A 19,131-nucleotide genomic window follows, 5' to 3' on the forward strand; every position below is an offset into this window, starting at 1 on the left:
TGTTCACAAAACCTGTGGGAGCGGGCTTGCCCGCGATGGCGACCTCAAGCTCACCAACAAATTGCCTGAAGAAGCACACAAGAACAGCCTGAGGAGATCATCATGAACGCGGCCGTAGACGTTCTGCAGTCCAGCCATCAGCACATCAACCGCGACCGCCTGTGGCAATCGCTCATGGAGCTGGCCAGGCTCGGCGCCACGGTCAAGGGCGGCGTGTGTCGCCTGGCCCTGACCGACCTCGACCGCCAGGCCCGGGACATCTTCGTCAAATGGTGCGAGGAGGCCAGCTGCACTGTCAGCATCGACGCCGTCGGCAACATCTTCGCCCGCCGCCCCGGGCGCAATCCCGACCTGCCACCGGTGATGACCGGCAGCCACATCGACACCCAGCCCACTGGCGGCAAGTTTGATGGTTGTTTCGGTGTGTTGGCTGGCGTCGAAGTGTTGCGCACCCTCAATGACCTGAACATCGAAACCGAAGCGCCGCTGGAAGTGGTGGTCTGGACCAACGAAGAAGGCTCGCGCTTCGCCCCGTGCATGATGGGTTCCGGCGTGTTCGCGGAAAAATTCACCCTCGAGGAAACCCTGGCCAAGGTCGATGCCGATGGCGTGACCGTGGGTGAAGCACTGAATGCAATTGGCTACGCCGGCCCACGCAAAGTCAGCGGCCACAAAGTCGGTGCCTACTTTGAAGCCCACATCGAGCAAGGCCCGATCCTGGAAGACGAACGCAAGACCATAGGCGTGGTCATGGGCGCCCTCGGGCAAAAGTGGTTTGACCTCAAGCTGCGCGGCGTCGAAGCCCACGCCGGCCCGACCCCGATGCACCTGCGCAAGGACGCCCTGGTCGGCGCCGCGGTGATCGTCGGTGCGCTCAACCGCGCTGCCCTCAGCCATCAACCCCATGCCTGCGGCACCGTCGGTTGCCTGCAAGCCTATCCCGGCTCGCGCAACGTCATCCCCGGCGAAGTGCGCATGACCCTGGACTTCCGCCATCTGGAACCGGCGCGCCTGGACTCGATGATCGCCGAAGTGCGCGAAGTCATCGAAACCACCTGCGACGAACACGGCCTGACCTTCGAACTCACGCCAACGGCCGACTTCCCGCCGCTGTATTTCGACAAAGGCTGTGTCGAAGCCGTGCGCGGCGCCGCCCAAGCCCTGGGCCTGTCGCACATGGACATCGTCAGCGGAGCTGGGCACGACGCGATCTTCCTCGCCGAACTCGGCCCGGCCGGGATGATCTTCGTACCCTGCGAAGGCGGCATCAGCCACAACGAAATCGAAAACGCCGCGCCGGATGACCTGGCGGCCGGGTGTGCGGTGCTGTTGCGGGCGATGCTGGCGGCTTCGGCGGCGGTGGCGAAGGGCGAACTGGCGGCCTGAGCCGAGTGACGTGCGCTGGAATTTTCAGCGTACGTCACAACGCGCAATCTTCAATCGTCATCCTGTTGAATCCCTCAAACACTTGGTCCACCTGCGGGCCTCGCAGATCAACTCAAGCTTTTCGCTGACAGAAAATGATGGAGATCCCACAAGGCTCGTTGCACTAACCAAAACTCCAGCGGTCGTACTCTTCACAGGGTCACCATACTTATGGAGACGTAATGAGCCATGACGTCCTGACCACGGAAACCAATCGCCGCCAGTTGCAGCAGATCATCGCCGGCCTGTCCGACGGAGTGATTCTGCTGGACCCCGACCAGAGCATCCTGTGGGCCAATGATACCGCGCTGGCCATGCACGGCGTAGCGCACATTAGCGATCTGGGCAGCAACGCCAAGGCCTATGTCAAACGCTTCGCCCTGCGTTATCGCAACAATCACCTCGTGCCGGCCGACAGCTACCCGATCAATCGAGTGGCCCGTGGCGAGACGTTCAGCGATGTGCTGGTGGAGGTGACATCGGCGAGGGACAAAGAGCGCACCTGGGTCCATCGCGTGCGCAGCCTGGTATTGGCTGACAGTCGTGGCAAGCCGCAATCGCTGGTGTTGATCATGGACGATGTCACCGACCGGGCCAGTACCGGGCAATTGACCGCCCGTGAGCGCGATGTACTGGGCCTGATCTGCGAAGGCCTGGCCGACAAGGAAATCGCCGCGCGCCTGAAACTGGCGCCGAACACAGTGCGCAACCATGTGGCGACGGTGTATTCCAAGCTCGATTTGCACAGCCGCAGCGAGGCGATTGTCTGGGCGCGGGAGCGGGGACTGTTCGCTGGTGAATCCCGGTCGAAGGGGCAGGGTTAAGGTACAAACGCACTATGCGGTCGCCGCATTGATCGAAGATCTGCGTTACGAACTGCAAAGCAACTCCCTGTGACACCCGGATCCGGTGATGTAAGAACTGTCAGCTTTTACGGGTGTTGGCCGCGGGTTGGGCTATAAGTGATTCGCAGATATTTATTTTTTTGACAGGTGCATGGATTTTGCGCGTCGGTTTTGTTGTCACAAAAATGTGTCGATCACTTATCGCGGGTCAACCTATGAAAACTCTTGGGAAACGCGTTATCTCACCCTTGTCGCTGGCATTGTGCGTGGCGATTCTCGGCGGCTGTGCCAGTCCGCCGCCACCTCCAGCAGTCACTCCACCCCCACCTGAGCGCACCTGTCAGGCCATGGATAAAACCGATGTCCTGGGCGATGTGCGGGGCGATGACGGGCAGGTGACCCGAGTCACCACCACGACTCGCTGCGTCACGCAGTAAATCCGGGTTTCACTCTGTGGGAGCAGGCTCGCTCCCACAGGGATTTGTGCTGTTCAGACGATCAGGACAGGAACCCGCCATCCACATTCAGCGAAACGCCGGTGGTGTAGCTGGAGGCATCGCTGGCCAGGTACAACACTGCGCCGGCCATTTCGCTCGGGTCAGCCACGCGCTTGAGCGGAATCTGTTGCAGCGCGGTGTTCAGGATGGCTTCGTTTTTCACCAGTGCCGAGGCGAACTTGGTGTCGGTCAGGCCCGGCAGCAAGGCGTTGCAGCGAATCCCGAACTGCGCGCACTCCTTGGCGAAGACTTTGGTCATGTTGATCACCGCCGCCTTGGTCACCGAGTAGATGCCCTGGAATATGCCCGGCGAAACGCCGTTGATCGACGCCACGTTGATGATGCTGCCGCCGCCGTTTTCGCGCATCAGCTTGCCGGCTTCGACCGACATGAAGAAGTAGCCGCGGATGTTCACGTCGACGGTTTTCTGGAAAGCGCTGAGGTCGGTGTCCAGCACGTTGCAGAACTGCGGGTTGGTCGCGGCGTTGTTGACCAGGATGTCCAGGCGCCCGAACTGTTCCTTGATGCCGGCGAAGACCTGGCTGATCTGTTCCATTTCGCCGATATGGCAGGCAACGGCGGTGGCCTTGCCGCCGGCGGCGATGATGGCGTTGGCGACGTGCTGGCAGCCTTCAAGCTTGCGGCTCGACACGATCACGTGGGCGCCTTGCTGGGCCAGCAGTTTGGCGATGGCTTCACCGATGCCACGGCTGGCGCCGGAAACGAAAGCGATCTTGCCGTCGAGGTCGAACAACTGAGTCTTGGACATGGGATTCCCTTGTAATGAAGCCTTGTGATGAAGCTGATCAGAGGCTGGATTTCGAAATGACCTGCAAGCTCATCTGCTCCAGCAGCTTGTTCATGTGAATGAACTGCGCGAAGCGTTTGTCCTGGGTCTGGCCATGGTAGAAGCGGTAGTAGATCTGCTGCACGATGCCGGCCAGGCGGAACAGACCGTAGGTGTAGTAGAAGTCGAAATTGTCGATGCGGATGCCCGAGCGTTCGGCGTAGTAATCGACGAACTCGCGGCGGGTGAGCATGCCCGGCGCGTGGCTCGGCTGGCGGCGCATCATCTGCACCGGCGCCGGATCATCGGCTTCGATCCAGTAGGCGAGGGTATTGCCCAGGTCCATCAGCGGGTCGCCGAGGGTGGTCAGTTCCCAGTCGAGCACGCCGATGATCTGCATCGGGTTGTTCGGGTCGAGGATCACGTTGTCGAAGCGGTAGTCGTTGTGCACGATGCTGGAGGTCGGGTGGTCGGCCGGCATCTTGTCGTTGAGCCAGGCTTTGACCGTTGCCCATTGCGGTGCGTCAGGGGTCAGGGCTTTTTCGTAGCGATCGCTCCAGCCTTTGATCTGCCGCGCCACGTAACCTTCGGGTTTGCCGAGGTCACCCAGGCCGTAGGCGTTGTAGTCGACGCGGTGCAATTCCACGAACTTGTCGATGAAGCTCTTGCACAGGGCTTCGGTTTTCGCCGAATCCAGGCCCAGCTCCGGCGGCAGGTCCGAGCGCAGGATGATGCCGTTGACCCGTTCCATGACATAGAACTCGGCCCCGATCACCGATTCATCGGTGCAGTGCACGTAGGCTTTCGGGCAGTACGGAAAACCGTCGCGCAGTTGATTGAGGATGCGGAATTCACGACCCATGTCGTGGGCCGACTTGGCCTTGTGGCCAAAGGGCGGGCGACGCAGGACGAATTCCTGTTCGGGGTATTCCAGCAAGTAAGTGAGGTTTGAAGCGCCGCCCGGAAACTGGCTGATCCGTGGCAAGCCGCTGAGCCCCGGAATATGGGCCTTGAGGTACGGATCGATCAGGCTGGCATCGAGCTCTTCGCCGGTGCGGATACGGGTGGACTGGTCGTTAAGCGCCATGCTTATCCCTTCTGCTTAGTCTGGAGGCCTGAAACTATTGGCTAATCTAATGCGCACACTGCGCACCTACAACCGCGAGCGGCTCTTATAGGTGAGCGTGTTGCCGGCCAATCATTGTTTTTGATACAGCTGTTTGAATCGCCGTCAATGGGCGAGCTGGCTCTCGGCCGACGGCAGGTGGATCGGCGTCAGCACCGGTTGATTAGAGAAAAACGCCACGAGGTTCTTGCCCACCAGCTCGACGGTGCCCTGGGTGGCTTCCGGGGACAGCCCGGCGACATGGGGCGTGAGGATCACGTTGCTCAAGGTCTTGAGTGCATTCGGCACCTTTGGTTCGGCGTCGAACACATCCAGTGCGGCACCGGCGATCCGGCGTTGCTCCAGGGCGCTGATCAGGTCAGCGGTGGCAATCACGCTGGCCCGGGCGATGTTGACGATAAAGCCCTTGGAGCCCAATGCGTCGAGCACCTGACGATTGATCAGGTGCTTGGTGCCCAGGCCGCCGGGCGTGGCGACGATCAGGAAGTCCGAGGTGCGCGCCAGTTCGGTCGGGGTCGAACAGTAGGTGTAGGGCACTTCGCTGCGATGCTGGCGGTTGTGGTAGCAAATGCTCATGTCGAAACCGGCGCTGGCGCGTTTGGCGATGGCCATGCCGACCGCGCCGAGGCCGAGGATGCCCAGGCGTTTGCCGGAGAGGGAAGGGCGCATGATTTTCGGCCACTCGCCGCGCCGCACCGCGGCATCACAGCGTGGCACGTCGCGCACCAGTGACAGTAGCAGCGCCATGGCATGGTCGGCGACGGACGAGGCGTTGACCCCGGCACCATTGGTGACGGTGATGCCCCGGTTGGCGGCGGCCTGCAGATCGACGTGTTCATAGCCGGCGCCGATCACGCAGATGATCTTGAGGTTTGGCAGTGCGGCGATTTCATCGGCATACAACCCCAGTGGGCCACGGGTAAGGACGGCGTCGATCTGCCCTGCGTGCCTGGCAATGGCTTCGGCGCGCTCGGCGGGCGTCGGGGCCAGAATCAGGTGAAAACCCTGATGTTCGAGGATAGGCAGGTAATCATTGATGGTTTCAACCAGTACCAGAACGGTTACAGGCATGCTTGGCTCCCTGGCATCGAAAATTCGATTCGAACGTCGCTTTGTTTCGACGGCATGAGGACGGCCCGGGCAGCCTCGAGAATTTCATCCGACAGCGGATCGCCACGGGTGGCCCGGGACAACATCAGCGCACCGAACATCAGCGAATACTGCACCAGCGCCTGCTGCCGCTTGCCGGCTTCGTCCTCTGCGTCCAGCAATGAGCCGAGGGAATCAAGCAGGTTGTTCAGGCCCTTCATATAGGTTTGGCGCAATCCGCTCTCGGCGGCCACATGGCACATGTCCCCGGCAAAGGCCACCACCGGGCAGCTGTCGCCCGGATTGTCCCGGCTTTCGCTGGACAGGTAGGTTTCGACCACGGCACGGCGGGCGGCGCCCTTGCTGTCATGCTCGGCCACCCGCCCCAGCCAGCGTTGCGCGGCCTGCTCGAAAGCCCGGCCGCTGGCCTCTTGCGCCAGGGCTTCCCTGGATTCGAAGTGCCCGTAGAAACCGCCGTGGGTCAGGCCCGCAGCGGCCATCACATCGACCACACTGATCCCGTGCAAGCCGCGTTCGCGAAACAGCCGTGTGGCGGCATCGACTATGGTCTCGCGGTTGAGGTCGGCTTGTTTGCGGGAAACTCGGGGCATGGGGCATTCTCGGTTTGCAGGTTGAATATCAAAGGGCGTATTGGGCAATCCCGTTGCCGAACGACCAGTTCTCTTTTTTCACTTCCACCAGATTAATGAAAACGTCCTCCAGGCGCACCGCCATCTCTGCGTTAAGGCTTTCGGCGATGGTTTTGTAGAGGAGTTTTTTCTGCTCCAGGGTTCGCCCTTCGTTGAGGGTGATCTGGATGACGACCAGGTTATCGGTGCGGTTGATGCCCAGATACTCGGGATCAAAGATGAAATGCTGTTCGTCGTGTTCGGCGAGGATCTGGAAATTATCGTTCTCCGGCACGCCGATGGTGCTGTGCATGGCGGCATAGATCAGTTGCCCGATGCGCTTGGCGTGGGTGGGGTCCCGGTGTTTTTTGATGTCGACGCGAACCAGTGGCATGGGAAGACTCCAGAAGGAATGCGGGTTGGTTAAAAATACATGACGTTTGACCTTTATCAAGTGGCAAACGCCATCTTGCGATGAAGCGCAGGATCTGAAAGCCGCACAAATCCCTGTGGGAGCGGGCTTGCCCGCGAAAGCGGTGTGTCAGTCACCTCAACGCTGAATGTGCCGCCGCCTTCGCGGGCAAGCCCGCTCCCACAGGTTGTGTGTCGTTCATTTTCGCTCGATTGGTACCACCGTTCCTCACCTAAGTCTTTGCTTCTGTTCACTAATCCTCCAGAATCGCGCCCCTGTTTCGGCCGGGCGCCGCCTGTCGGGTATTCCGACGCGTCCTGGCCGGGTGGCAAGTGACCGGAATGTGGAGATCCCACCGGATGAATGATCAGGCCAATAGCGTCAACGAACGCTATGTAGAAGCGACACCCGCGACGCTTTCGAGCTGGAATCGCCAGGACACCACCTGGATGCTGGGCCTGTTTGGCACGGCGATTGGTGCAGGAACCCTGTTTTTGCCGATCAACGCAGGCCTGGGCGGTTTCTGGCCGCTGCTGATCCTGGCGTTGCTGGCGTTTCCGATGACGTTCTACGCACACCGCGGGCTGACGCGTTTCGTGCTGTCGGGTCGCGAAGGCGCCGACATCACTGAAGTGGTGGAAGAGCATTTCGGCATCAAGGCCGGCGCGCTGATCACCTTGCTGTACTTCTTCGCGATTTTCCCGATCCTGCTGATCTATAGCGTGGCCCTGACCAACACGGTTGGCAGCTTCATGGAACATCAACTGCACATCACGCCGCCGCCGCGCGCCGTATTGTCGCTGGTGCTGATCCTCGGCCTGCTGGCGGTGGTGCGTTGCGGTGAGCAATTGATCGTCAAGGCCATGAGCCTGATGGTCTATCCGTTCATCGTCGCGCTGCTGTTCCTGGCGGTGTACCTGGTTCCCCACTGGAATGGCGGCATCCTCGCCACCGCGAGCAGCGTGCCGGCGCCGTCGGCGCTGCTGCATACCCTGTGGCTGGCGATTCCGGTAATGGTGTTCTCTTTCAACCACTCGCCGATCATCTCGGCGTTCGCCGTGGACCAGAAACGTCGCTACGGTGAGCACGCCGAGGAGCGCAGCTCGCAGATCCTGTCCCGCGCCCACCTGCTGATGGTGGTGATGGTGCTGTTCTTCGTCTTCAGTTGCGTGCTGACCCTGTCGCCAGCGCAACTGGCTGAAGCCAAGGCGCAGAACCTGTCGATCCTGTCGTACCTGGCCAATCACTTCAGCAATCCGACCATCGCCTTTGCGGCGCCGTTGATTGCCTTCGTGGCCATTTCCAAGTCGTTCCTGGGGCACTACATCGGCGCCAGCGAAGGTCTCAAGGGCCTGATCGTCAAGAGCGGCAAGCGTCCGTCCGCCAAGGCTCTGGACCGCATGACCGCCGCGTTCATGCTGGTGGTGTGCTGGATCGTCGCCACGTTGAACCCGAGCATTCTCGGCATGATCGAAACCCTCGGTGGCCCGGTGATCGCGGCGATCCTGTTCCTGATGCCGATGTACGCCATCCGCAAGGTGCCGGCGATGGCACGCTATCGCGGTCAGGCATCCAACGTCTTCGTGGCGGCGGTGGGCCTGGTGGCCATTTCGGCGCTGGTCTACTCGTTACTGGGCTGAGTTTCCCTGTGGGGCAATGAACAGGCTTTCGCGAGCCGGGTCCCTCCCATAAAAAAAACGCCGCTCTTGCGACCAGGAGCGGCGTTTTTTTATGCCCGATACAACGTTCAATTCAACTCATTGGTTTTGGCGTGTCGGGGAATTGAAAGCCTCTTGGCGCGTATCAGCGGACGATCCAGTCGGCGTACATCACACCAACATTTTCTGATATCAGCATGAAGATTTTGAGGAGACGAAAAAAACGGAATGAATGTTCTGCTACGCGTCATTCCTGATAATGAAAATGCGCAAAAAATACCCCTGGCATCTGCCTAATATGAACCATCTGTTAGCGCCGCATCACAATGTCAGGAGGCCTGCCGTGCACCTCGTAAATCCAATCAAGCAGAGTTTAAAAAGCGCTACACCGACCGTAGGTTGCTGGCTAACGCTCGCAAGCCCTGCCGTCGCCGAACTGATTGCCCATTGCGGTTTTGATTGGGTGGTCATTGACGCTGAGCACGGCCCCAGCGATACCCAGGATCTTGCGGCTCAACTGAGAGCCATTGACGCGGCCGCCTTTAACGGGGCAAGAGCGGCCGGTGCCGTGCGAGTCACCGCCAACGATCCGTCCCTGGTCAAGCGCGCCATGGATTGTGGGGCGCAGACCATCGTCTTCCCGAATGTAAACAGTGCGACTGATGCGCGAGCCGCCGTGGCATCGATGTTATTCCCGCTACACGATGAAGGGGGTGTCAGAGGCGTCGCTGGAATGGTCAGGGCGGGGGCGTATGGGGTGGACAGTCACTATGTCAAATCCGCAAACAACCAGGCGTGCGCCATTGTCCTGATTGAGTCAGTGGAAGGGGTGGAGAACGTCGACGCTATCGCTCAAGTCGAGGGCGTCGACTGTCTGTTCATCGGCACGGCCGATTTGTCGGCAAGCATGGGGCTACTGGGGCAAACCAGGCATGACGAGGTCAAGGCCGCAGTCGAGAAGGTGTTGATGGGGGCACGCATGCACTCCAAGGCCGTAGGCATCTTTGCAACGTCGGTGGAAGAGGCACGCCAATACCGGGAGAAAGGTGTGACCTTCATCGCACTGCACTCTGATGTTGGATGGCTGACCAAGGGCGCGATGGACGCCTTGGACGCACTTGATCTAAAAAAATAATACTCGCCTGATCATCGAGAAACTTCGATCAATAGCTCGATTTTTATTATTTAGTCTGGAGGTTGTAAATGTCGATGTCAGACCGTGACGGGAAAATTTGGAAAGACGGTGAGTTAGTTGAGTGGCGTGAAGCCAATACCCATATTTTGACTCATACACTTCATTACGGCATGGGGGTGTTCGAGGGCATGCGTGCCTATGAAACCACACGCGGACCTGCAATCTTTCGCCTGAAAGAGCATATTCGTCGCCTGTTTAATTCGGCGAAGATCTTTCAGTTGGATATTCCGTTTGATGAAGAAACTATTCGTCACTCGTGCATGGAAGTCATCCGGGTAAATAACTACCCGTCGTGTTATCTGCGGCCTTTGGTCTGGATCGGTTCAGACTTTCTGAGTATCTCAGCAAAAAACAACACCATTCATGTCGCGACAGCAGCATGGCCCTTGGGCTCTTACCTTGGGGAAGAGGGCATGGAAAAGGGTATTCGCGTAAAAACGTCATCGTTTACCCGCCATCACGTTAACGTATCCATGGTGCGTGCCAAAGCGTGTGGCTATTACATCAATTCCATCCTGGCTAATCGAGAGGTGACTTCGCTCGGCTTTGATGAGGCGTTACTGCTGGACACTGAAGGTTATGTCAGTGAAGGCGCGGGCGAGAATGTTTTCATGGTTCGAGATGGCGTTATTTATACGCCCGACCTGGCCTCTTGCCTGGATGGCATCACCCGTGATTCGGTGATGGTTATTGCTCGGGACCTAGGCTTCGAAATTCGAGAGAAGCGTATTACACGCGATGAGTTGTACTGCTGTGACGAGGCCTTCTTTACAGGCACCGCGGCTGAAGTTACACCCATTCGTGAACTCGATGGTCGGACCATCGGTACCGGCTCGCGAGGCCCGATCACTCAGCAACTTCAAGAGGTCTACTTTTGCGCGGTGCATGGCACGAATGAAAAGTACGCCCATTGGTTGACCTGGGTTTGATAGTCGACTCACCGATAGAGGATATGTTCTAGAGAGCAGCCGAGTCGTACTGGCAGATGCCGGACTAAACTTGTTGAGCAACGATAGTATAAAAAGTGTGTGTCCAGGTGGATAACCAATAATGAATATCAACGCTGAAAGGCGTTTTTAAACGTTCTTGGCAGTGGCTGGAATTTTTGGTGTGAGGTGAAGCAAGCATGGACAGTTCCCTGCACGGTACTCCTGAAAATCCCGAGTTTTGCGCCAATGAAAACGACACGCAGGAGTCTGCAGAATGGCGTGATGCACTCCTTTCTTTGATTGCCAATAGCGGCCCTGAGAGGGCTCGCAACATCATCGATGAACTGGTCAGTCTTGTCCGCGATCCCAACATCGGTTGGAAACCTTCGTTGGTTACGCCCTACATCAACACTATCCCCGTAGCAAAGCAGCCCGCATTCCCGGGCGATCTGGCAATCGAGGAACATCTCTCATCGATCATTCGGTGGAATGCGCTCGCCATGGTCGTGCGTGCCAACCAGGCATATGGTGATTTGGGGGGGCACATCGCCAGTTACGCGAGTGCGGCGGATTTGTTCGAGGTCGGTTTTAACCATTTTTTCAGAGCGAGGAGCGAGTCTTTTGGAGGCGATCTGGTCTTCTATCAGCCTCACTCGGCTCCAGGTGTTTATGCGCGCGCCTTCCTTGAGGGACGACTGGAAGAAACGAACCTCGTGCACTACCGGCAGGAAATCACCGCGGCCGGACAAGGGGTGCAGGGTTTGTCCAGCTATCCACATCCATGGTTAATGCCGGACTTTTGGCAATTTCCGACAGGGTCGATGGGTATCGGCCCAATCAGTTCGATCTTCCAGGCCCGATTCATGCGCTACCTTCACAACCGTGACTTGCTGAACACCTCTGAGCGAAAAGTGTGGGGCGTTTTCGGTGACGGTGAGATGGATGAGCCGGAAAGCATGTCTGCCCTTACTTTGGCCGCAAGGGAGGGTCTGGATAACCTGATCTGGGTAGTCAATTGCAATCTACAGCGATTAGACGGGCCGGTGCGAGGCAATGGGCGAATCATCGACGAGTTGGAAGCACTGTTTGTCGGGGCAGGCTGGAACGTCATAAAACTGGTTTGGGGGTCTGATTGGGACGGGCTTTTCGCCCGCGATACGGATGGAAGTCTGGTGCGCGCCCTTTCGCAAACTGTTGATGGGCAGTTCCAGACGTTTGCCGCGAAAGACGGGCGCTACAACAGGGACCATTTTTTTGGTCAAAACGCAGCATTGGCAAAGCTTGCCCAAGGTCTCACAGACGAACAGATCGATCGGCTGAAACGAGGCGGCCACGATATGGTGAAGATCTACGCAGCCTACCAAGCGGCGGCTGTTCATAAGGGGCAGCCTACGGTCATTCTTGCCCAGACCAAAAAAGGTTACGGGATGGGTGAAGCCGGCCAGGGAAGAATGACGACTCATCAGCAGAAGAAGCTGGATCGCGAAGCGCTTATCGGCTTTAGAAATCGATTCAATCTGCCCCTGACCGATGAGCAGGTTGAGACGCTCTCTTTCTACAAGCCTGCCGCTGATAGTCGTGAAATGCGCTATCTGCTTGAGCGTCGCCAAAGCCTTGGGGGGTTCACGCCCAGTCGGCAAACGGATGTCCCTGTGGTCGCAGTACCGGGATTGGAGGTGTACGGAAGCTTTGCCATTCACGCGCAAGGCAAGGAAATGTCTACCACGATGGCGTTTGTGAGGATGCTCGGCAGCTTGCTGAAAGATCCTCTCCTGGGGCGACGGGTGGTTCCCATCGTGGCTGACGAGGCCCGGACGTTCGGGATGGCGAATCTGTTCAGGCAAATTGGTATCTATTCCAGTGTCGGCCAGCATTATGAGCCAGAGGACATCGGCTCCATCCTGAGCTACCGAGAGGCGCTGGATGGCCAAATACTTGAAGAGGGCATCAGCGAGGCCAGTGCCATCAGCTCCTGGGTGGCTGCGGCAACCAGCTACGCCACCCATGGTCTGCCCATGCTGCCGTTCTACATCTATTACTCAATGTTCGGATTTCAGCGAGTAGGTGATCTCATTTGGGCGGCAGCTGACCAAAGGGCCAGAGGCTTTCTGCTTGGCGCCACAGCAGGCCGTACAACACTGGGAGGGGAAGGTCTGCAGCATCAAGATGGCAGCAGCCATTTGATGGCTGCTCTGGTGCCAAATTGCAGAGCGTACGACCCGGCATTCGCGGGTGAGTTTGCGGTAATTCTTGATCATGGCATGCGCCAGATGCTGGAGAAACAGGTTGACGAGTTTTACTACGTCACCCTTATGAACGAAAACTACGCCCAGCCCAATCTTCCTGCTGATGTCGTGCAAGGCATCATCAAAGGCATGTACCTCTTCTCCGAACACGCGTGCGGAGCGGGATTGAACAGAGTGCGGCTGCTCGGATCAGGCACTGTCTTGCGCGAAGTGATGGCTGCAGCAGAACTCCTGAGCGCGGATTGGCAGGTCGACTCTCAGGTGTGGAGTGTCACCAGTTTCACAGAAGTTGCGAGGGACGCCAGAGGTGTAGAGCGTTGGAACCGACATCATCCTGAAGGCGAACAGAAAACGAGCCACGTTAGTGAGTGCTTGCCGAAGGGGAGTCCAATCATTGCTGCGACCGATTATGTGCGCGCGCTACCGCAACTGATTGGCTCCTATGTTGAAGATCACTATGTCGTCCTGGGTACGGACGGCTTTGGTCGCAGCGATACGCGCACAGCGCTGCGCAAGTTTTTTGAAGTAGACCGTCATCAGATTGTCCTGAGTACGCTATGGGGTTTGGTGCATGAAGGAAAACTCAGTGCCGATGTCTGCTCTCGTGCCATTGAAAAGTACGACATTAAGTTTGACGAAACAGCCCCTTGGGAATGTTAGTTCGAATTTGCTAAGGGAGGCAGTGTAATGGGTGTCGCCCATTGCGCTTGTCGAGACTGTTAGACAAAAAATTCTGGATGATCTTCATGACGACGTTGTGCGAAATTTTAGTTCCTGATATTGGCGATTTTAAAGAAATCAGCATTGTTGAAGTGCTTGTTGCACCAGGTGATTGGGTGGCAACAGGGCAAACTATCATTGTTGTCGAATCCGATAAGGCAACAATGGATATTCCTGTGTCGCACGACGGCAAGATAAGCACTGTTCAAGTTGTGGTAGGTGAAAAAATCAGTGAAGGGTCGTTGATTGCCACCGTGGAACATGTCGAGGGCTCTGCAAGGAAATCATCCACAATTGCAGGTGAACAACTTCAGGCGGTTGCCACTCAGTCCCCGGTTTCCGTCCCGGTTGCAATGCCTTCACCTGCTCACTCGCCTGTACCGTTGGCATCGTATTCATTGGAGATATCTCATGCGGTCATCGCTGAGAGTGTCACTTCCAATGGGGCGTTGCCGTTTGCGTCGCCCTCGGTTCGTAAGTTGGCCCGGGAGCTTGGGGTGCCACTGAATGAAATAAACGGCACTGGACCTAAAGCACGGATTATCAAGGAGGATGTTCATTCTTTCGTTGCGCAAATAATGGCCGGGTCGAGAAAAACAAATGCGCAAAACAACAGCCCGACGACTCAATCCTTCATGGAGGGGCTGTTACCTTGGCCGGTTATTGATTTTTCAAAGTTTGGCGAAGTGAGGCGTGTCGATCTGTCTCGACTCAAGAAAATGAGTGGCGCCAATCTTTACCGTAACTGGTTAAGTATTCCGCATGTTACGAATCATGAAGAAGCGGACATTACAGAGTTGGAAGATTTTCGTCGTAAACTCAACAAAGAGCACGCCAGCCAAGGCGTTAAAGTGACGATGATCGCTTTTGTCATGAAAGTATGTGTTGCTGCGCTGAAGAGGTTTCCTGAATTCAATTCGAGTCTGGATCGCGATCAGCTCATATTGAAAGACTATTTTCATATCGGTTTCGCTGCTGATACGCCCCACGGACTGGTAGTTCCAGTTATTCGTGATGTTGATAAAAAGGGCGTGTTGACCTTAGCTCGGGAGATGTCCGCGTTATCGGCTAAAGCCCGCGCAGGGGAGCTTGAGTCAGCAGATATGAGCGGTGGTTGTTTCACTATTTCCTCCCTGGGTGGAATAGGAGGTACGTACTTTACCCCGATCATCAATGCGCCAGAGGTCGCAATTTTGGGGCTCGGTCGAAGCAGCAGTCGGGTAACCCTGGATGAGGGACAGGTAGTGCCAAGGCTGATCTTGCCCCTGAGTTTAAGTTGGGATCATCGCGTCATTGATGGAGCCGCGGCAGGCCGTTTTAATGTTTTCCTTGCCGAGCAGTTGGCTGATATGCGTCGATTGATTATGTAATCTTGATTGTTGAAGGTAAGGGCAGTTCAGTGCGTTGTCATTCGAGAAATCATGTTCAAGTGAGGGCCGGTGCTACGGTACGTCGCCGGTAGTGCCAGGGATGCATTAATCGAAAGTATGAGAAGCTTTTGGGGTGGGCATGAAAGAGTCTCGTCATCACCGAGTTACAATGCTACTGAACAAATTGAAGGTGCCTCGTATGGGATTTTACAAGGCTAACTTAGGTAAAGTACTGGTTAATTCGCCGCTATTATTGCTTATGTTGATTTTTATTGTTCGATCATGTGAACGTTGACACCAGTGTCGATTTTCACCCCAAGTAGCCTATTATGAGTGTGCTTCAAGTACCGAGTAGGCAAGCAGAAGATACTACGACTTTCTTGCAACTTGATTATACTAAAATCCTCTTGACTATAGATAAGATATGGAGTGTATGTTCTGTGTTTTTTGGGGGGGTGAAATGGTTATGCCAAAGGTAAAGATCGATGCTACGGATCGCCGGATATTGGCGGCGCTACAGAGGGATGCCAGGCTTTCGAGTGCAGAACTTGCTGAACTGGTGTCACTGAGCGCATCTCCTTGCTGGCGACGGGTCAAACGGCTCGAAGAGATCGGTCTGGTGCGTGGTTACCACGCCAGTATTAATACCGAAATGCTTGGCTACGCTATCACTGCCTTTGTCCAGGTGGCGCTGGATCAAAAAGATATTGACCATATGAAAGCGTTCGAGGAGTCGATTACTGCCTTCGAACAGGTGATCGGCTGTCACTGTATTTCAGGGGTCTACGATTACCAGTTGACGATCCTGGCGACAGATCTGGCTGAGTTCAGTGAGTTCGCCAGAAAAAATATAAACGGTTTCCCAAGTGTCAAAGACGTGTGCACGTCCTTTGTCGTAAAGGAAGTCAAGGCGCCAGTAAACTTGATGGTCGGGCTGTAGTATTCATAAAGCGCGTCGATTTAGAACAGTAGGCTCAGCCTCTGACGCAGGACAAGGATCGAAAAAAAAAGAGATTTCTTTGGGGTATCGTAGAGTGTTTGCCTAGGGAGCTGTCCCTGATCTATGGCTCGATCAGTTCTTATGCGCTAAAGCATCGCGACCGGGTTACCTCGAACCGCGACCTGCTCGTGCTGGGGGCTTCCAACCTGTTGTCCGGCCTGTTCCACGGCATGCCGGCGGGAGCGGGTATTCGGCGACGTCGGTGGGTCAGTCGATAAGGATGTAGCAAACAGACCGCTATCGCGAGCAGGCTCGCTCCCACAGGGGGTAGTGTTCAAATTGAAGGCATGAAAAACGCCGCCCATCTTACGATGGGCGGCGTTTTTCATTGCGTTGCAACGTTAGGCTTGAACGACCGGGATGTTGGCGTTCGCAGCAGCTTCACGGAACTCGGCGATCTGGTCGAAGGACAGGTAGCGGTAGACATCGGCCGCCATGCTGTCGATCTTGCCAGCGTATTCCATGTACTCCTCGACGGTCGGCAGGCGACCCAGGATGGAAGCCACGGACGCCAGCTCGGCCGAAGCCAGGTAGACGTTCGCGCCGTCACCCAGACGGTTCGGGAAGTTACGGGTCGAAGTCGACACGACGGTCGAGTTCGGCTCTACACGTGCCTGGTTACCCATGCACAGCGAGCAACCCGGCATTTCCATGCGAGCGCCGGCCTTGCCGTAGATGCCGTAGTAGCCTTCTTCGGTCAGCTGGTGAGCGTCCATCTTGGTCGGCGGCGACAGCCACAGACGGGTTGGCAGCTGACCCTTGACCTGTTCCAGCAGTTTACCGGCAGCGCGGAAGTGACCGATGTTGGTCATGCACGAACCGATGAACACTTCGTCGATCTTCTCGCCAGCAACGCTGGAGAGCAGGCGAGCGTCGTCCGGGTCGTTCGGCGCGCAGAGCACAGGCTCCTTGATGTCGGCCAGGTCGATCTCGATGATTTCAGCGTATTCAGCGTCTTTGTCCGCTTGCAGCAGCTCAGGGTTGGCCAGCCAGGCTTCCATCGCTTGAGCGCGACGTTCCAGAGTACGTGCATCGCCGTAGCCTTCGCCGATCATCCAGCGCAGCAGGGTGATGTTGGACTGCAGGTATTCGGCGATCGACTCTTTGGACAGCTGGATGGTGCAACCGGCAGCCGAACGTTCAGCCGAGGCGTCAGACAGTTCGAACGCTTGCTCGACGGTCAGCTTAGGCAAACCTTCGATCTCCAGGATGCGACCGGAGAAGGCGTTCTTCTTGCCTTTCTTCTCTACGGTCAGCAGGCCAGCCTGGATCGCGTAGTAAGGAATGGCGTGAACCAGGTCACGCAGGGTGACGCCTGGCTGCAGTTCGCCTTTGAAACGAACCAGGATCGACTCAGGCATGTCCAGCGGCATGACGCCGGTGGCTGCGGCGAACGCAACCAGGCCGGAACCGGCCGGGAACGAGATGCCGATCGGGAAGCGGGTGTGGGAGTCACCACCGGTACCGACGGTGTCTGGCAGCAGCATGCGGTTCAGCCACGAGTGGATGATGCCGTCGCCCGGACGCAGGGAAACGCCGCCGCGGGTCATGATGAAGTCAGGCAGGGTGTGGTGGGTGGTCACGTCGATCGGCTTTGGATAAGCCGCGGTGTGGCAGAAGGACTGCATCACCAGGTCGGTCGAGAAGCCCAGGCACGCCAGGTCTTTCAGTTCGTCACGGGTCATGGGACCGGTGGTGTCCTGGGAACCGACGGTGGTCATCTTCGGTTCGCAGTAGGTGCCCGGACGAACGCCGGTCACGCCGCAAGCCTTGCCGACCATTTTCTGCGCCAGGGTGAAACCCTTGGTGCTTTCAGCCGGTGCTTCAGGCTTCTTGAACAGGGTCGAAGGTGGCAGACCCAGCTCGGTGCGAGCCTTCTCGGTCAGGCCACGGCCGATGATCAGCGGAATACGGCCGCCGGCGCGAACTTCGTCCAACAGGACCGGGGTCTTCATTTCGAAGGTGGTCAGGACTTCGTCGGTGCCGTGCTTGCAGACTTTGCCAGCATGCGGGTACAGGTCGATCACGTCGCCCATGTGCATGTTGGATACGTCGAATTCGATTGGCAGTGCGCCGGCATCTTCCATGGTGTTGTAGAAGATCGGAGCGATCTTGCTGCCGAAGCAGAAACCGCCGGCACGCTTGTTCGGTACGTAAGGAACGTCGTCGCCGAAGAACCACAGCACCGAGTTGGTTGCCGATTTACGCGAAGACCCGGTACCGACCACGTCACCGACGTAGGCGATAGGGAAACCGGCGTTGCGCATTTCTTCGATCTGCTTCATCGGGCCGGTGACGCCTTGTGCGTCAGGCACGATGCCGTCGCGAGCCATTTTCAGCATGGCCAGGGCGTGCAGCGGGATGTCAGGACGGGACCAGGCATCAGGCGCAGGGGACAGGTCGTCGGTGTTGGTTTCGCCGGTGACCTTGAACACGCGCAGGCTGATCTTGTCGGCCAGGGTCGGGCGCTTCACGAACCACTCGCCGTCAGCCCAGGATTGCAGCACGCCTTGGGCGTGAACGTTACCGTTCTTGGCTTTTTCAGCGACGTCGTGGAAGGCGTCGAACATCAGCAGGGTGTGCTTGAGTTCTTTGGCAGCTACTGGAGCCAGTTCGGCGTCGTCCAGCAGGTTAACCAGCGTCACGATGTTGTAGCCGCCCTGCATGGTGCCGAGCAGTTCAACAGCGCGCTTCTTGTCGATCAGGGGGGATTTGGCTTCGCCTTTGGCGATGGCGGACAGGAAGCCGGCCTTTACATAGGCTGCTTCGTCCACTCCAGGCGGAACGCGATTGGTGATCAGGTCAACGAGGAATGCTTCTTCGCCAGCCGGGGGATTTTTCAGCAGCTCGACCAGGCCTGCAGTTTGTTCGGCGTTTAGCGGCTGGGGAACGATACCCAGTGCTGCGCGCTCTTCGATATGTTTGCGGTAGGCTTCAAGCACAGTTATTACCCTCATCAGTGGTCCCAAATGGGTGTCCGGGACGCTCATCCCGAAATTGCCGTACTCATGCGCTGCATGGCGTTGTGAGCCACTTAGCCAGAATTACCGACAATTCCTTACAGAAGCTGCTTTCAAAGTTTTACGCCTGCAGAGCGGGAGCTGATGAGGGTTGGCGTTGGGCTTTTCCCCGCTGGAAAAACCCCTCGCCAACACCGCTCTGAAGGAACGACTGTGCTCGTGACGCTTTGAAAACAGCTTCTA

At 57.2% G+C, this 19,131-nt stretch carries 15 protein-coding genes; 9 read left to right on the forward strand and 6 right to left on the reverse strand.

From position 1 onward, the window contains the following. Positions 1-102 precede the first annotated feature (102 nt). The 3 genes from AC3IX1_RS12355 (at position 103) to AC3IX1_RS12365 (ending at position 2,707) form a co-directional block, all read left to right on the forward strand. Positions 103-1,386, forward strand: coding sequence for a Zn-dependent hydrolase (locus AC3IX1_RS12355; protein ID WP_489388390.1), 1,284 nt, complete (start codon positions 103-105; stop codon positions 1,384-1,386). A 221-nt stretch (positions 1,387-1,607) separates the two neighbouring features. Then, the gene (locus AC3IX1_RS12360) at positions 1,608-2,249 is read left to right on the forward strand and encodes a helix-turn-helix transcriptional regulator (RefSeq protein ID WP_489388391.1); all 642 of its coding nucleotides are present in this window, start codon (positions 1,608-1,610) and stop codon (positions 2,247-2,249) included. A 236-nt stretch (positions 2,250-2,485) separates the two neighbouring features. Then, positions 2,486-2,707 carry a hypothetical protein gene (locus AC3IX1_RS12365; RefSeq protein ID WP_489388392.1) on the forward strand — a complete coding sequence of 74 codons (222 nt, stop codon included), beginning with the start codon at positions 2,486-2,488 and terminating at the stop codon, positions 2,705-2,707. A gap of 61 nt (positions 2,708-2,768) precedes the next feature. On the opposite strand, the gene AC3IX1_RS12370 is transcribed toward AC3IX1_RS12365, so the two are convergent. The 5 genes from AC3IX1_RS12370 to AC3IX1_RS12390 form a co-directional block, all read right to left on the reverse strand. Then, positions 2,769-3,536 carry an SDR family oxidoreductase gene (locus AC3IX1_RS12370; RefSeq protein ID WP_489388393.1) on the reverse strand — a complete coding sequence of 256 codons (768 nt, stop codon included), beginning with the start codon at positions 3,534-3,536 and terminating at the stop codon, positions 2,769-2,771. Positions 3,537-3,573: 37 nt separating this feature from the next. Next, positions 3,574-4,641, reverse strand: a complete 1,068-nt coding sequence (locus tag AC3IX1_RS12375; RefSeq protein ID WP_489388394.1) for a phosphotransferase family protein — start codon at positions 4,639-4,641, stop codon at positions 3,574-3,576. Positions 4,642-4,785: 144 nt separating this feature from the next. Beyond that, a complete protein-coding gene (locus AC3IX1_RS12380; protein WP_489388395.1) occupies positions 4,786-5,751 on the reverse strand; it encodes a 2-hydroxyacid dehydrogenase in 966 nt (321 codons plus the stop codon). Continuing rightward, positions 5,742-6,380: a TetR/AcrR family transcriptional regulator gene (locus tag AC3IX1_RS12385; RefSeq protein ID WP_489388396.1), complete on the reverse strand. Its 639-nt coding sequence runs from the start codon at positions 6,378-6,380 to the stop codon at positions 5,742-5,744. Before AC3IX1_RS12385 ends, AC3IX1_RS12380 begins: the two co-directional genes overlap by 10 nt. Before the next feature lie 28 nt (positions 6,381-6,408). After that, a complete protein-coding gene (locus AC3IX1_RS12390) occupies positions 6,409-6,792 on the reverse strand; it encodes a tautomerase family protein (RefSeq protein ID WP_489388397.1) in 384 nt (127 codons plus the stop codon). Between the two features lie 377 nt (positions 6,793-7,169). On the opposite strand from AC3IX1_RS12390, the gene AC3IX1_RS12395 reads away from it, so the two are divergent. The 6 genes from AC3IX1_RS12395 (at position 7,170) to AC3IX1_RS12420 (ending at position 15,868) form a co-directional block, all read left to right on the forward strand. Continuing rightward, complete coding sequence (locus AC3IX1_RS12395; RefSeq protein WP_489388398.1) at positions 7,170-8,450, forward strand: serine/threonine transporter; 1,281 nt, start codon at positions 7,170-7,172, stop codon at positions 8,448-8,450. Between the two features lie 361 nt (positions 8,451-8,811). Continuing rightward, complete coding sequence (locus AC3IX1_RS12400) at positions 8,812-9,603, forward strand: HpcH/HpaI aldolase family protein (protein ID WP_489388399.1); 792 nt, start codon at positions 8,812-8,814, stop codon at positions 9,601-9,603. Between the two features lie 68 nt (positions 9,604-9,671). Then, the gene (locus AC3IX1_RS12405; RefSeq protein WP_489388400.1) at positions 9,672-10,592 is read left to right on the forward strand and encodes a branched-chain amino acid transaminase; all 921 of its coding nucleotides are present in this window, start codon (positions 9,672-9,674) and stop codon (positions 10,590-10,592) included. A gap of 197 nt (positions 10,593-10,789) precedes the next feature. Further along, a complete protein-coding gene (mdeB, locus tag AC3IX1_RS12410; protein WP_489388401.1) occupies positions 10,790-13,498 on the forward strand; it encodes an alpha-ketoglutarate dehydrogenase in 2,709 nt (902 codons plus the stop codon). 86 nt (positions 13,499-13,584) lie between these two features. Beyond that, positions 13,585-14,928, forward strand: coding sequence for a dihydrolipoyllysine-residue acetyltransferase (locus tag AC3IX1_RS12415; protein ID WP_489388402.1), 1,344 nt, complete (start codon positions 13,585-13,587; stop codon positions 14,926-14,928). A gap of 466 nt (positions 14,929-15,394) precedes the next feature. Beyond that, complete coding sequence (locus AC3IX1_RS12420; RefSeq protein WP_489388403.1) at positions 15,395-15,868, forward strand: Lrp/AsnC family transcriptional regulator; 474 nt, start codon at positions 15,395-15,397, stop codon at positions 15,866-15,868. A 401-nt stretch (positions 15,869-16,269) separates the two neighbouring features. Here AC3IX1_RS12420 and acnB read toward each other — a convergent pair whose 3' ends face one another. After that, a complete protein-coding gene (gene acnB / locus AC3IX1_RS12425; RefSeq protein ID WP_046037240.1) occupies positions 16,270-18,870 on the reverse strand; it encodes a bifunctional aconitate hydratase 2/2-methylisocitrate dehydratase in 2,601 nt (866 codons plus the stop codon). Positions 18,871-19,131: the final 261 nt, after the last annotated feature.

Source organism: Pseudomonas sp. KH_046_2 (genome assembly GCF_057838985.1).

Bases quoted from the DNA above. Each gene is read 5' to 3' on its own strand.
- AC3IX1_RS12420 (WP_489388403.1), top strand. From the start codon at position 15,395: ATGCCAAAGGTAAAGATCGATGCTACGGATCGCCGGATATTGGCGGCG.
- AC3IX1_RS12385 (WP_489388396.1), bottom strand. From the start codon at position 6,380: ATGCCCCGAGTTTCCCGCAAACAAGCCGACCTCAACCGCGAGACCATA.
- AC3IX1_RS12405 (WP_489388400.1), top strand. From the start codon at position 9,672: ATGTCGATGTCAGACCGTGACGGGAAAATTTGGAAAGACGGTGAGTTA.
- mdeB (WP_489388401.1), top strand. From the start codon at position 10,790: ATGGACAGTTCCCTGCACGGTACTCCTGAAAATCCCGAGTTTTGCGCC.
- AC3IX1_RS12415 (WP_489388402.1), top strand. From the start codon at position 13,585: ATGACGACGTTGTGCGAAATTTTAGTTCCTGATATTGGCGATTTTAAA.
- AC3IX1_RS12390 (WP_489388397.1), bottom strand. From the start codon at position 6,792: ATGCCACTGGTTCGCGTCGACATCAAAAAACACCGGGACCCCACCCAC.
- AC3IX1_RS12365 (WP_489388392.1), top strand. From the start codon at position 2,486: ATGAAAACTCTTGGGAAACGCGTTATCTCACCCTTGTCGCTGGCATTG.
- AC3IX1_RS12355 (WP_489388390.1), top strand. From the start codon at position 103: ATGAACGCGGCCGTAGACGTTCTGCAGTCCAGCCATCAGCACATCAAC.
- AC3IX1_RS12375 (WP_489388394.1), bottom strand. From the start codon at position 4,641: ATGGCGCTTAACGACCAGTCCACCCGTATCCGCACCGGCGAAGAGCTC.
- AC3IX1_RS12380 (WP_489388395.1), bottom strand. From the start codon at position 5,751: ATGCCTGTAACCGTTCTGGTACTGGTTGAAACCATCAATGATTACCTG.
- AC3IX1_RS12370 (WP_489388393.1), bottom strand. From the start codon at position 3,536: ATGTCCAAGACTCAGTTGTTCGACCTCGACGGCAAGATCGCTTTCGTT.
- AC3IX1_RS12395 (WP_489388398.1), top strand. From the start codon at position 7,170: ATGAATGATCAGGCCAATAGCGTCAACGAACGCTATGTAGAAGCGACA.
- AC3IX1_RS12360 (WP_489388391.1), top strand. From the start codon at position 1,608: ATGAGCCATGACGTCCTGACCACGGAAACCAATCGCCGCCAGTTGCAG.